Annotated in this window: 12 protein-coding genes; 1 reads left to right on the plus strand and 11 read right to left on the minus strand. The window is 50.0% G+C overall.

Annotated features, from left to right (window positions below):
* Positions 1 to 11: 11 nt before the first annotated feature.
* Both rpoZ and gmk read right to left on the minus strand, forming a co-directional pair.
* On the minus strand, positions 12 to 284 hold the full coding sequence (gene rpoZ, locus BZG80_RS02270; protein WP_077461490.1) for a DNA-directed RNA polymerase subunit omega: 273 nt from the start codon (positions 282 to 284) through the stop codon (positions 12 to 14).
* A gap of 114 nt (positions 285 to 398) precedes the next feature.
* Complete coding sequence (gmk, locus tag BZG80_RS02275; protein ID WP_025744374.1) at positions 399 to 1,022, minus strand: guanylate kinase; 624 nt, start codon at positions 1,020 to 1,022, stop codon at positions 399 to 401.
* A gap of 304 nt (positions 1,023 to 1,326) precedes the next feature.
* Between gmk and BZG80_RS02280 the strand changes: the two genes are divergently transcribed.
* The gene (locus BZG80_RS02280; RefSeq protein ID WP_077678644.1) at positions 1,327 to 2,406 is read left to right on the plus strand and encodes a glycerophosphodiester phosphodiesterase; all 1,080 of its coding nucleotides are present in this window, start codon (positions 1,327 to 1,329) and stop codon (positions 2,404 to 2,406) included.
* Positions 2,407 to 2,618: 212 nt separating this feature from the next.
* Here the strand turns inward: BZG80_RS02280 and BZG80_RS02285 are convergent, their stop codons facing one another.
* From BZG80_RS02285 to BZG80_RS02325, 9 genes are all read right to left on the minus strand, one after another.
* Positions 2,619 to 3,929, minus strand: coding sequence for an MATE family efflux transporter (locus BZG80_RS02285; RefSeq protein WP_077678645.1), 1,311 nt, complete (start codon positions 3,927 to 3,929; stop codon positions 2,619 to 2,621).
* A gap of 140 nt (positions 3,930 to 4,069) precedes the next feature.
* The gene (locus BZG80_RS02290; RefSeq protein ID WP_077678646.1) at positions 4,070 to 6,163 is read right to left on the minus strand and encodes a prolyl oligopeptidase family serine peptidase; all 2,094 of its coding nucleotides are present in this window, start codon (positions 6,161 to 6,163) and stop codon (positions 4,070 to 4,072) included.
* Between the two features lie 115 nt (positions 6,164 to 6,278).
* Complete coding sequence (locus BZG80_RS02295) at positions 6,279 to 7,493, minus strand: tetratricopeptide repeat protein (RefSeq protein ID WP_077646493.1); 1,215 nt, start codon at positions 7,491 to 7,493, stop codon at positions 6,279 to 6,281.
* A 10-nt stretch (positions 7,494 to 7,503) separates the two neighbouring features.
* Complete coding sequence (locus tag BZG80_RS02300; protein WP_069361945.1) at positions 7,504 to 8,133, minus strand: energy transducer TonB; 630 nt, start codon at positions 8,131 to 8,133, stop codon at positions 7,504 to 7,506.
* Positions 8,134 to 8,136: 3 nt separating this feature from the next.
* On the minus strand, positions 8,137 to 8,544 hold the full coding sequence (locus tag BZG80_RS02305) for an ExbD/TolR family protein (protein WP_069361944.1): 408 nt from the start codon (positions 8,542 to 8,544) through the stop codon (positions 8,137 to 8,139).
* Between the two features lie 19 nt (positions 8,545 to 8,563).
* Entirely contained in the window at positions 8,564 to 9,094 is a 531-nt protein-coding gene (locus tag BZG80_RS02310) for a MotA/TolQ/ExbB proton channel family protein (RefSeq protein WP_077678647.1), read from the minus strand.
* 9 nt (positions 9,095 to 9,103) lie between these two features.
* Complete coding sequence (locus tag BZG80_RS02315) at positions 9,104 to 10,456, minus strand: MotA/TolQ/ExbB proton channel family protein (RefSeq protein WP_077646495.1); 1,353 nt, start codon at positions 10,454 to 10,456, stop codon at positions 9,104 to 9,106.
* Positions 10,457 to 10,458: 2 nt separating this feature from the next.
* Positions 10,459 to 11,220, minus strand: coding sequence for a DUF3450 domain-containing protein (locus BZG80_RS02320; protein WP_077646496.1), 762 nt, complete (start codon positions 11,218 to 11,220; stop codon positions 10,459 to 10,461).
* A 58-nt stretch (positions 11,221 to 11,278) separates the two neighbouring features.
* On the minus strand, positions 11,279 to 13,873 hold the full coding sequence (locus BZG80_RS02325; protein ID WP_077678648.1) for a TonB-dependent receptor plug domain-containing protein: 2,595 nt from the start codon (positions 13,871 to 13,873) through the stop codon (positions 11,279 to 11,281).
* Positions 13,874 to 14,038: the final 165 nt, after the last annotated feature.

Genomic DNA, 14,038 nt, shown 5'->3' on the forward strand with positions numbered 1-14,038 from the left:
AAATGACGCGTTTAACGTTGACCAGAAATGGTGCTAACCGCTGCCATTTCGGCGGCTTCTTGCTCTTGCTTCTCTTGACGCTCGCGGGCGTCGAGTACTTCTTTGTTAATCAGTCCTTCTTCTACTTCGCGTAGAGAGAGCACAGTGTACTTGTCGTTTTCTTCTGCGACTAAGGCGTCTTTACCACCGGTTTGCATTTGGCGGGCGCGGCGAGCCGCAACCAGAACGAGATCGAAACGGTTACCAATTTTTTCAACGGCGTCTTGAACAGTTACGCGTGCCATGAAGGACTCCAGCTATGTAATAAACAGGTCATTAAAAATGACCGAAAAGTATACAAAAGGCCGCGACCTATTGCTAGCTTTGTGCTGCAATGCGGCCACGTCTCAATATTTGGGTTAGTCGGCCAGCAGGTCGTCGATCATTGTATGATATTTGCTGGCTTGCTTGGTTTGCCCCATCCGCTCTGCGCGGACGATGGCCTTAATATCCATTAATGCGACGTCAAAGTCATCATTAATAATCAGGTAATCATAATCAGCATAGTGAGAGATTTCCGAACGTGCCTCTTGCATGCGTGTGGCAATGACCTCATCACTGTCTTGGCCACGCGTTGTCAAGCGTCGTTCCAGCTCTTCACGGCTTGGCGGCAAAATAAAAATACTCTTACTTGCGGGCATTTGCTGACGAATTTGCTCGGCACCTTGCCAATCGATATCAAGAAAAATATCGACGCCATTGTTAAGCATTTTTTCAATCCAGACCCTGGACGTGCCGTAATAATTGCCGAATACCTCTGCATGCTCTAAAAAAGCACCTTGGTCGATTAAGGCCTTAAATGCTTCTACCTCAACAAAGTGATAATGCACGCCATCTTCTTCTCCCGGACGCATGGCGCGGGTGGTGTGCGATACCGACACTTTCATGTCATAGCGAGGGTTATCATTCAGTAGCGCTGAAATCAGGCTAGATTTGCCCGCGCCACTCGGGGCGGAAACAATGTAAAGCGTACCTTGGCTCATGGATTGATCACTTTCACTGGCTGATGCCCATCCGCAGTATAGCGTATGCGTATGGGAGTCGATCGACGAATAGATGTTTGTCTCCCGTGGGAGGCGCGCAGGGTAGCACGAACCTGTCGCAATTTGAACGGGATTAGTTGCAATCTCGGAGGGGAGTAGCGTGACTTGGTGTTATCAGCAATGCTTTTTCTCTTTAAATTAAGGTTTTGCTATGCTGTCTTGGTAATTGAACACATGTTTAATTATCGCCTGTTTTTTCAACGACAGTAAGGAGTACCCGTTGAATACCTCATCGAAAAAAAATATGAGCGTGACCGTTGCCGCGCTCAGTGTCGCCAGTGCCTTGTCTTTTTCCTCTTTTGCTCAAGCCAGTGACAGTGCGCTTAGCGACCAACTTGGCATTGCTGATCATGCGGTCATTGCCCACCGTGGTGATTCCTACAACGCGCCAGAATCCACGTTGCCAGCCTATCAGCTTGCGTGTGAAGTGGGCGCGGATTACCTCGAGCTGGACCTGCAGCGCACAAAAGACGGCAAACTGATCGCCGTGCATGACGATAACCTCAAGCGCAACACCAATATTGAGACAGTCTATCCTGAGCGTGCCAGTGATCCGGTTAACACCTTTACGTGGGCAGAGCTGGAAAAACTGGATGCCGGTAGCTGGTATAACCAAGCCTATCCCGAACGCGCACGCGAAAGCTTTCGTGGCTTGAAATTGGTGACACTTGACCAGGTCCGAGAAATCGCCGAAGGCTGCGCCCATCAGCCAGGACTTTACATCGAGACCAAGGTGCCTGAATTCTTCCCTGGCATTGAAGAGGATTTGAAACAAGATTTAACCCAACACGGTTGGCTAGATAAGGACGCCAAGGGCAAAGTGATCCTGCAAACCTTCAATAAATCGAGCCTTGAAGCACTGCAAGATGTGATGCCGAATGTGCCAAAAATCTTGCTGCTATGGGCAGGTGATGGCTACATTCCGACCAAAGATAGCGCACCGAAAGCGGATGACGAATCTTACGCCCAGTACTACGCGCGTCAGGAAGTAGCCTCGAAAGCGGACTACGCAGAGTGGCTCGATTACGCCAAACAAAACGGTGCCATCGGTGTAGGGCCTTCAGGTACCCAAGCCAACTTCGATGATGCCTGGTCAAGCCAATTTAGCTATATGGACCTAGCGAAGACCTGGATGGTGGACATGAGCCATGAAAAAGGCTTGCTGATGCACATGTACACTCTGGATGATCGCGAGGATATGATTCGCTACCGTGATCGCGGTGTGGATGGCTTCTTTACCAATCGTCCGAATATGGCGGTGAAAACGTTAACGGATAGCGACGGTAAAGACATTGAAGCAACCTTAATGCAACTGGGTTATTAATCCCGCGCGTTAATTGTATTTACCCTTTGAGCCCGCCTGTTATTAGCGGGCTTTTTCGTTAGGGGCAAACGCTAGATAGGGTTCGGTTCGGCTTATTTCGCTAAACAGACCCTCCGCGCCATGGATGGCGCGGCGGAGCCTCCAGGGATGGATTGACGGCGTGTCTGTGTGCGAACTGAGCCGGTGTGCCCCAAGGTTAACGTTTTGGCTATCTACTCGCTCGCCATGAGTTTAGCCAGCGTACGTCGGTACATGCCATAAGCCACCGCGCCCGCAAGTAGGTTACCGATTAAGGCACCGGCAAATAGGCCAAACAGCTCGCCAATTTGTGCCCCTAACCAAAGGCAGGGCAGGAAAAACGCAAATAGGCGGAGCGCAGAAATGGTTAGGGCGGTGTATGAGCGGCCTAATGCATTGGTAATTGACACCATCAACATACACACCCCCAGCGCGCCCAGGCTAAAAGGTACTAGCGTAAGATGAGTGTGCAAGATATCGGTAACTTGTTGATCGCTGGTCATCAAGTCGGCGAGGGGAGCGGCGGCAAGCCAAGTGACCACGGCGATCAGCAATTGAAAGCCGAGAATAAACTGACACGCTAACTTGACCAAATGGCGCACTTCGGTTAAATCGCCTTTACCCAGCAAACGACCCACCATAGGTGGCATCGACATGGTTAATGCCAGTACCGAGACAATCGCGAAAAACTCAAACCGCGAGCCCAGTGCCCAGGCGGCGACCGCGGTTGAGCCAAAACTCGCAAGTAACTTGGTCGCCAGCATCGATGAGACGGGTGGTAGCAGCTGACTAATCATCGCTGGCCCCATAATGTGACCAATCGATCCTATACTTTGCTTAACGTTGACGTCATGCCAGTCAAACGAAACCCAGCCTTTGCCGAACACGCGAGGCGCGACAATGGCAATGCCAGCGCCAAACGCAATCAAGGTTGCCACGGCCGCGCCATTGATGCCCCAATCGAGCCAAAAAATAAAGATAGGATCGAGGATAAGGTTTAATAAGCTGGTAACCACCATCATGGAGCCGGGCAACACTGTATTGCCATTAGCGCGAGCCAAGCTATAGAAGAAGTAAAGCACCGCCCCTGTCCAGGCACTGACGAGCCAAATTTGCCAATAAGTATCAATCACCGGAAACACCTTGTCCGGCGCATCGAGTAACAGCAAGATCGGATGGCGCAAGGCATAGAGCAAGCCGGCAAACAATGCCACGCCTGTGGTGCCAATAAATAAAATCAGACCGCCTAATTGCTTGGCATAGCGACACTGATCGGCGCCGAGCGCGCGCGAGATCACCGCTGTGGTCGCAATGCCGAGGCCAACTTGCAACCCGATAATGATCATCTGAATCGGCAAGGTGAAACCTTGTGCGGCGAGCGGGAGTACACCCAATTGACCAATGAAGGCACTATCGACCAACTGAAAGCTCATCAGCGACAGCACACCAAACAGCATCGGTAGGGTGGTAGAGAAGAGGCGCTTGGCGCGAGAAACGGATTCCATCAGGCACTCTTTACATTAATAGGGTGAAAAAAGCCGAGCATTGGCATGCTCGGCATAGTCGCACCAATTGTAGAGGAATGCTAAAAATTACCAACCCCTAATAAATAGGGGACTTATGGTTGATGGACGCCATGTGCGAGTTACTCCATGCCGAGCTGGTCGGCGAGATACGTATAGGTCCGCGCGAGCATCTTGGCACGGGTGGTATTGTTTGATGCGCCTGCATGCCCGCCTTCCATGTTTTCAAAATAGAGCACGTCATGCCCCATCTCCTGCATTTTCGCGACCATTTTGCGCGCATGGCCAGGATGAACGCGATCATCGCGGGTTGATGTGGTAAAAAATATGCGCGGATAAGCCGTTTCAGCTTTAATATTATGATAAGGCGAATAAGTACGAATATATGCCCAATCGGCATCGTTATCGGGGTTTCCATATTCTGCCATCCAACTAGCACCGGCCAACAACTGGTTAAAGCGGCGCATGTCCAATAGGGGGACTTGGCACACGACCGCGTTGTAAAGATCGGGCCGTCGCATCGCGGTTGCGCCGACCAAAAGCCCGCCGTTGCTGCCGCCTTGAATGCCAAGGTGGGCTGGTGAGGTGATTTTTGACGCGATCAATGCTTCTGCCACCGCTTCAAAATCTTCATAGGCTTTATGGCGTTGATCTTTAAGTGCCGCTTGATGCCAAGCGGGCCCATACTCGCCGCCCCCGCGGATATTGGCGAGGACATAGACGCCCCCTTTCTCGAGCCAGTTTTTTCCCGTTACCGCGCTGTAGTGCGGTGTCAAGCTGACCTCGAATCCACCGTAACCATATAACAATGTCGGGTGGGACTGATCCAGGTCGAGTGACTTTTTCGCCACGATAAAATAAGGAATGGCGGTGCCATCTTTTGATGTTGCAAACTGCTGTGTCACCTGAAGATCGTCTGCATTAAACTTGGCTTTAGTCGATTTAATCACGCGGGGATCTTGGCGATCTGGGGTCACTTGATAAATCGAAGGTGGGATCAGAAAGCTGGCTACGTCGACAAAAAAATCATGGTGCTCAGGTGTCGCATTAAAGACCGAGAGCGTTGCATTATCTTCTATTGCCACCGTCTGAGTGTGCCACTGGCCAGTATCCTGTGGACGGAATAGCTGTATTTGCGACGTAACATCATTGAGCCAGCTGACCACAAGGTACTCGGCCGTGACGTCTAGCGCTTCAATACTGGCAGACGCCGTTGGTTTTACAAGTAATTGATAATCCGGGGTCGGCTTGGCAAGCTCTGTCATTGAGGCATAGACAACACTGCCTTGCGGGAAGGTGCGTTCACCTTGGCGATAGTCAGATTTAAGCTGGAAAAATAATTGCCCCTCAAAATAACCCATGACTTCGCTATCTGCAGGTAATGCCAACGGCACCAGATCGTCTGCGTTTAGCCAAAAGAGCTTTTGTGAATAAAAGGTCATACCCTCTGCAATCAAGGTGACTCGGCTGTGGCTATCACGTAATGTCATGGTGCTGACGGATACCGAGTCGGTAGCGCCTTGGTACAAGGTTGTCGCTTCCGATAACGGCGTGCCCCGTTGCCATTGTTTGATGGTGCGTGGGTAGCCCGAGTCCGTTAAGCTATCGGGCCCAAAATCAGTGGCTACGAGCAAGTGATCGTGATCCAGCCAGGTGGTCCCGCTTTTGGCCTCGGGCAGTGTAAAGCCATCATGGACAAATGCCTTGTCGACCATATCGAATTCACGTTTCACCGTCGCATCGGCGCCGCCGAGAGAGAGGGCGACCATACAGCGCTGATAGTCAGGCGCGTAGCAATCGACCCCTTTTAACACCCAATCTTTTTGCTCGTGCTGTGCCAGAGCATCGATATCAATGACGGTTTCCCACTCAGGCGCCTTTTGTGCATAACTTTGCGCCGATGTGCGTCGATAAATGCCCTTAACATGGGTATCGTCTTGCCAGAAATTATAGTAGAAGGTGCCCCGCCGTGTCGGGTAGGCAAGCCGATCTTGTGCGTTAAGCACGGCCAAACTGTCGTCATAAAAAGCATCATATTGCGATTTTTTTTCCAGATAAGCGTCCGTTTGGCCATTGTGTTTTTTGACCCATTCGAGCGCGTCTTTGCTCTCGACGTCCTCAAGCCATAGGTAAGGATCCGCTTGCTCAGCCCCGTGTGCGCTCGCAACCGTCATGGCCAGTGCTGCCGCTGACAGGCACTTGGTTTTATTTGTCATCGTGATTCTCCCGACGTCATTGTCAGTGGGTGTGTCAATACACAGAAAAAAACCGAGCACAAAATGCTCGGCGTCGAAAAAGGTTCAACGTAAGCCGAAACGGCAGTGGTGGGGTTTAACTATTACTCAAAAAAGCGATCCATGGCGACGCCATCGGTTTGAGTGACTCTGACTGCGCCGCCTGTTTCATCGCTTTCAGTGCCGCTTGGTGATTCTCAAGCTCAAAATACGCCATGCCTTTTAAGTACTCGAGCTCTGCGCGTACATCGCCAGCGATATTTTGATTGTCGTCCGCAAAGGGAATAACGGCTTGATACTGTTGGTCTTGTACCATCAGTCGCGCAATCTTTAGTTTGGTTTTCGGGTCATTATCTATGCGATAAGCCGCACGATACGCGTCGATCGCTTCCGGTAACTCTTTGGCTTGATGCCAATACTGCGCGAGTTTCTTTAAGTGACCATGGGTACGCTCGACAATGCCAGCGTCTAACGCTTGTGCAAGGGTTGTCGCTGCGCGATAAGGAATCGACTGGTAGGCTAAAAAGTCTGTCAGTCTCAACACTTCCTTTTCTTTATCGAGTAACCCCAAGCTATAGGCTGACTCCAAAGCGGCCAGAGCTGCCGCTTCATCGTTCCTTTCCATTTCAATACCGGACAGTTGTTTCCAATATTGCTTTTTCGTCGGGTTGATTGTGGTCAGCGTCGTTAACACTTGTGCCGTGTTTGCCAAATCGTTGGTTTGATAATAGGCCGACATCAGCATCATATACCAAGATTCACTCGGCGTATCACTAAGCGCAATGGCCTGCTTTATCTCGGGAATCGCTTGCTTAAACTGCTCTTGCTGTATGTACGCGCTTGCCAGGGTCATATAACTCATGGCGTCGGGTTTTTCCTCACCCTCAGCGAGTTGTATCTCGAACCACTGACGCATGAGTGAGATTGTTTTGCCAAAGTCCTCTTGCACCATATACAGCTGCGCCAAGCTATACCGCACTTGCTGCGCGACCGCGACGGGCAGGGCGCCAACCTCTAACGTTTTGGCGAAATAGGTGACCGCTTTGGCATAGTTATCTTCCATTGAGTAGATATAGCCGAGTTGTTGTAAAAGTACGGCCTGATCATAATTTTTGTTACCGCGACGCTCGAGTGCCGATGCCAGCTCTTGCTTCGCCTCTTGATACGTCTCGTTAGCAATGTATTTTTGTACTTTGTTCACGGTACGGTACGTGCGATCGGACAGCTCAGGCGTATCCGCACCATAGCTAGCACTTGATAAACTGGCGGCAAATAAGGCCAGTGCCAACATCCGTGTCAGTTTTTTTTCCATGATGGCCATCCTAGTTAATTGAAAACTCTATTTCTTGAGAAAGTCGAGCTTTAACGGGGGCGCCGTCCACTACTTTAGGTTTAAAGCGCCATTGCTTAACGGTTTTTTGCGCCGCGCGGCGAAGTCCCATGCGGCGCGGATCTTCTTTGAGCACCGCCACGTTTTCGACGCCGCCTTGCTCATTCACCGTAAACTCAAGCAATACTGTGCCTTTTTCTAGCCCAGCGCGTGCCGCTTTACGTGGCATTTGCGGTAAGAAGGTGGCAAGCGGTGTCGGCCCTTGGTTGCCGCTCACTCCGCCGCCGCCTTGGCTGTAATGCCCCAGCACCGATCCGCCACTGACATTGACGGGTAAATCCAGGTCAGGCATATCTAAATCTACCTGGTCCATTTGCGGCTTCACCGTTGATGTCACTTTCATTTCCGGTGGTGGTGGTGGCTTTTTCGGCGGTTTCGGCTTAGGAAGCTCACGCTTTTTCTCTTTAACCGTTTCTTCGGGTTTGATCCGTACAAATTCGATGATTCGCTGATCGTCATCAGAAGCTAGCTCATGGCGTTCTTTGTTGACAATTTTATCCATGCCCCAAAAAAGCCCCAGCGAGACGAACAGCGCGATCACTATTGACGCCAAATAACGCATACGCTAGTCCTTGCTTTTCGCTGCAATCGAAATGCTATCGACTCCGGCCATCTTAATTTGATCCATCACATCGACAACCACACCCGCACTGGCCTCTTGATCGGCTTGGATAACAACCGCGCCCTCTGGGCTCTCCGCTCGTAAACGCTCAATATTGGCGCGTACGGCATCAACATCGACGCGGCGTTTGTCCACCCATACATCGCCAGCAGGACCAACCGCAACCATGATGTTGCCTTTGCTGACTGTTTGTGCGGTATTGGCACTGGGGCGATTGACGTCTATCCCAGCCTCTTTCACAAATGAGGTGGTGACGATAAAAAAGATCAGCATGATAAAAACGATATCCAACATGGGAGTCATGTCGATTGCCGCTTCTTCATTGCCTTCATTGCTATAACGTCGTTTCATATCGCTACCTTAAATCCTTTTACGAGGTAACATGCTTAAGCTTATCTTCAAGCTTGCGCGTGGATAATTTGGCGAGGTGATCCAGCCGGGTACTAAAAAACAGCCCTGATAAAGAGGCAACCATGCCCGCTAACGTCGGGATAGTGGCTTTGGAAATCCCTGAAGCCATTGCTCGTGGGCTGCCTGTGCCTACCACGGCTAACGTATCAAAGACGTGAATCATCCCTACCACGGTGCCAAGTAAGCCCAATAAAGGACACATGGCGATCAGTACTTTGACAATAGGCAGTCCGCGCTTGTTTTYAATATCACGTTGGGAGACTAGCTCCTCACGGATCCGCTTAGACGCCCAGCTTTTATGGTCCTTGCGTTGTTGCCACTGTGTGACGACCGACTTGGCCGCGCGTGGTGCCACAAAAATAAAGTAAAACCAACGCTCCAATAATGCACACCATAGAAAGACACTCAGGATAAAAATGGCGACGAGGACATCGCCGCCCATACCGAGAAAGTGTCGAATCGACTCTAGTTCAGAGAGTATCCATTGCATGACATCTCCTTAGCTTTCAGCGGTGTGAAGCTTTTCCTGGTAACGCGCAATAAAGCCAGCGCTTTGCTCTTCAAGCGTTTGAACCAGTCGACGGCCTTTGCTGTGGACAAAGGTGTAGAGGAACAACAAAGGAATCGCAACGACAAGGCCAAGCATGGTAGTCACCAAGGCTTCGGAAATGCCGCCAGCCATCAGTTTAGGGTCGCCCGTACCAAATAGGGTGATCGCCTGGAAGGTCCCAATCATCCCCATTACTGTACCGAGTAGGCCGAGTAGCGGTGCCACCGATGCAAATAACTTGATCGATCCGATAAAGCGCTCAATTTTTGGTGCATTGCGCATGATGATCTCGTCTAGTTTGGCTTCTAGATCTTCGAGACTGGCACCTTGGTGCTCTTTATAAGCCGTGATCACTTCACCCAGCGGGTTGCTACCAATCGCTTCTTCACTTTTCTTCTGCTTGCGCATTTTGTTACCAATGACGGATAGACGCAGATAGCAGAGCAGGGCAATCAGCAAGCCGACAGCACCCATGGCGAGAATGATATAACCGACAATCCCGCCTTGATCGATACGTTCTTGAACGTTTGGACTTTGCACCAGTAAGGACAGAATCACCCCGCGTGATGGGTCGATATGTAAGGGGGCATAGTCACTTGAGGCAGATTCAAACGCGGCAACATTAGAGAGAATTGTACCTGCGGGTTGGCGCGCTAACTCTTCAAACTTGCCGGTTTCTGGCTCATAAGTCAGGTATTTACCATTGGCAATGGCATTAAACTCACCAATCAAAGTGACATCATCTTGGGCTTCACTGCCTTCGCCGTACACCACAGTGGCCGGTACGGTCGAGGTGTCACCTGAGACGATCATCTGCTCCATAATGATCTGCCAAAACTGCTCGAGTTCGGTAATCGACGGCAGCTCTTTACTTTCAGCAAGTTTAGTTAGCAGTGCTTCCCGCTCAGGAAATTGCACCGCGTTTTGAGAGGCGCTGAATAAGCCGTTAAATTCGCCGGAGAACTGGCGAACGACGCCAAACATCTCACCGAGTGATCCCGAGCGTTGGCGCAGGGTCTCACTAAGCTCGGTGAGGGTTTTGTCATTGGTATCAAAGGTCGCTTTGAGATCTTCACCTCTCTGCGATTCGAAGGCGAGATCTTGTTTGGCTTTGGCCAATAGCGCCGCTTGGTTGTCTTTATCGGCTAAAAACGCGGCTTCACGTTCGCGGTTTTGTTGCGATTCGGTGACGCGTTCGCTTTTAACTTGGTTGAGTAGCTCATCCAAGGTATTGGCTTGCACGTGGCTTAGCGATAACGCGACCGCGGCAATCCCTGCAAATAGATACTTGATTCCTTTCATGATTACTTCTCCCCTGTAAAGACAGGTAGCTCGATCAATGCGGGTGGCGCTTGTTTTTTCGCAATCCGCAGCCCTTGCGTAATTGCATCACTGTAGCCTTCGGGTAAGGCTTCCCATTGATTAGTTTGCTTATTCCACATGCCGGTTTCGGCACCATCGGGCGATTGGAAGAACAGTGCCGTTCGACCTATGCGAAGAAAGTCATAGGTTTTGGTGTCACCATTACGTGCCATGCTGGCTTTGTAGGCCTCAATGTTACGTGAGAAGCCCTCTTCAATTTGGTAAGCCTCGAGCACGCGACGGAATTTTTCTGATGTGGTGACATCCGCGCGGTCCATCATCTCGTGGAGGCTGGCAATCCGTTTTTCCCGTTCGTCTAATTGGAAAGGTAAATCGAGCTGCACAAACTGATCGAGTGAATCAATCATCTTGAGTGTCAGCGGCACGATTTCCATCGCGGTTTGATCAATTTGGTCAATTTGCTTTTCCAATGACGCGAGCTCGTTATTTTGCGAGCTCACCATTCGTTCAAGCTGGTTGTTATATACCCGCATGCTATCGAGCTGACGCAGTACGGCTTTGTACTCGGCCAGCATGCTGTCGGTTTGTTCGCTGTATTGATCAATTTTTTGTTGCGATGCTTGCCCTGCGTTATTTTTACTTTCTACCGCTGACACCACGTCATCGGTAGAGGTAGCCATCGCAAACGAGCTCGTCAGCAACAGAGAACTGAGAATGGCGTTATTTAATCCCTTACGTACCATATCCGTTACCTGTTAATTGTGGAGAAATAAGGCGCGGCGAGGCCGCGCCAGGTTTGAGTTAGAAGTTTTGAGAATATTTAAAGAAGAAAACACGGCCTTGAATGCTGTATAGATCTTCATTGTAGGTGACGCCATCACTCTCAAAAGATGGATCTTCATCAGTCAGGTTACGTACACCGGCTGAAAGCTGGCCTTCCCATGGGGCCTGGTAGGTATAGGCCAGGTTCCATGTGGTTTGGCTAGTGATGTGTCCTGTCTTGTTATAATCCTTGTCAATATCTTGAGCTTGGCTGTCGATATAATCCGCGGATAAATAGATATCGTGGGTATCGATGTAGTTGAAGCCAACGCCACTTTGGAAACGATATTTTGGCAATCCATTACGGCCCACTTGGTTATTAACCGGACCATTAACGAACTCAGGTTCGCTATAGTCAAGCACATAGGTACCACTGAAATCGTAACGAACACTACCGATGTTTAGGTCATGCGCATAGTTAGCCTTAAGATCGATCCCCGATGTATCGAGTGTCCCCAAGTTAAGCCACTCGGCATCTGCACTGACTATTTTTCCGCCCTGACGAGTAATGTTCGGGTTTGGTTGGCCGCTTGAACGTGCCTCGTCAATCATTGACTGCAATTCATTTAAGACAATGGTGTCTTCAATCGAGATATTGTAATAGTCTGCAACCAAATCAAGGTTCTCAAGCGGGCTGTAGCTAACGCCAAAGTTAAATGAAACTGACTCTTCGGCATCCAGATCTTTGTTGGACTTACGAATCACATCATATTGACGCTCAGGACAATCAGCATCAGCTGTGCCATTAGCATCACATGAGACATAGTCTTTAGCGTAATCGCTAGATTGTGAATCAGCAGCGTAAAGATCTGACAGCTTAGGCGCTCTAAAGCCCATCCCTGCACCGGCTCGGAACATTAGATTATCTTGTGGTTGATAACGAAATGAAATCTTGGGTGAAACCTCGCTGCCAAAGTCGCTATAGTCGTCATAGCGTGCTGCTAAGTTCATCTCTAAATCATCAGTCAGGTACAGCACAGATTCGGCAAACAGCGCGAAAGTTTCACGGTCACCGGCGGCTGAGTTACCTGCACTACCAATGATATTGCCTGCTTCACTTTGTGAATCATAAGTGTCTGAATACTCGTAGCTTGTAAACTCAGAGCCAAGATAGAGAGGAACGTTAACCCCACCGATTTCGGCAACATCAAATTGCAACCCACCGGTGAATTGATGCATCTCCATCTCTGTGTCGCGAGACGTTGTTGCATTCAGTATATCGGCTGCTTTGTCCGTGAACTCACCATCAACAAATTCACCGTCATTGGCGAGCTGTTCGGCAGGGCTTTTAAATACATAGCCGGTACCTGTTTCACTACTTTGTGAATAGTTGGTGTGATAACCGGTTTCCCAGATCACTTCGCCAAAGGCCTCAGTGGCAAAATAACCGTCTAAACCAAAATTCAAGTCAGCTTGAAAATCGGTCACTGTATTATCGCGTGTCCCGACTTTGTCGAACCGATAATAAACCGTTGCGGGTCCGTCAGCAGGATCGAGGCCATTATCAGTAAAGAATTGTCCGCCGCCGGTTGTTGTTGGATCAACCGAAAAGGTACCGGCTGCGGGGGCAAAACGACCGAAACTTTCATTGCGGTTAATCAGCAGCTGAGAGGTAAAGGTAGTCGAATCAGTTAAGGCCAAATCACCATTAACAAACAGCGTGTTACGTTCAAGTGACGCGGTTTTAGCCGCTTCAGACGTGTAATCATAGCCGCACACGGTCCCCAGCCCAGGATAGACAGCTTCACCAACAAATCCGTCTTTACACTCTCCATTGTTCTCCGTACCGGCGATCGGTTTTATTGATCCTGCATGAAACACATTACGGCCGTAAACACTCACCCCTCGCATATCATCAAAGCTAGTGGCATCGGTATTTTTAGAACGCAAGAAGTCACGATCGCGAAGATAAATTTCGTCTTTGCTATCATGCTCAAAGGTGAACATTAGGCTTCCATCGCTGCCCGATGTACCACCTGATATAGACACGTTTTTCTCATCGCCCCCTTCTCGGTCTGGAATGCCTCCACCGAAGGTCACATTGAGTCCATCAATACTGTCTTTTAATATAATATTGACCACGCCTGCGACGGCATCAGAGCCGTAAACCGCTGAGCCACCATCGGCCATGATTTCAATACGCTCCACGGAGGCGGCAGGAATAGCGTTAATATTCGCAGGACCGCCCCCCATCGCAGCCGAGCCAGGCAGGCGTTTACCGTTAACGAGAATCAGTGTACGGCTACCGCCTAAGCCTCGTAGTGACATCGTCGCTTGGCTCTGCGCGCTCGAGCCCGACGTTTCGCTGAGAGATCCGAAGGAGTTATAACTTGATTTGCGCAAAACATCAGCAATTGACACATCACCCGCACGTGCAATTTCGGCCTCACCGATAACTGCGACAGGCGTACTGCCTTCCATGGAAGCGCGTGTGATCCGCGATCCCGTTACTTTCAGTTTCTGCAGTTCTTGCGCTTGTTCTTGAGACTCGTCCGCGATGGCGGTTGAGGCGAATGTGACTGATCCGACTGCCAGACCAATGGCAACAGACAGTGCCGTTGTTCTTATCTTCATCCTTGATTGCTCCCTGTCATTTAACGGTCTTATAAATGCGCTGACTCAGACAACTCCATTACTTGAGCGCGCATGACAGCAAGATATACCCAATGTTTCGTCTGGGCGTCAAATCAAGTACCGATATATCAACTGCAGTGTTAACGGTTTTATATTTTATTTTTT

Origin of the sequence: Salinivibrio sp. MA440, assembly GCF_001996265.1 — a bacterium.
Classification (GTDB): Bacteria; Pseudomonadota; Gammaproteobacteria; order Enterobacterales; family Vibrionaceae; genus Salinivibrio; species Salinivibrio costicola.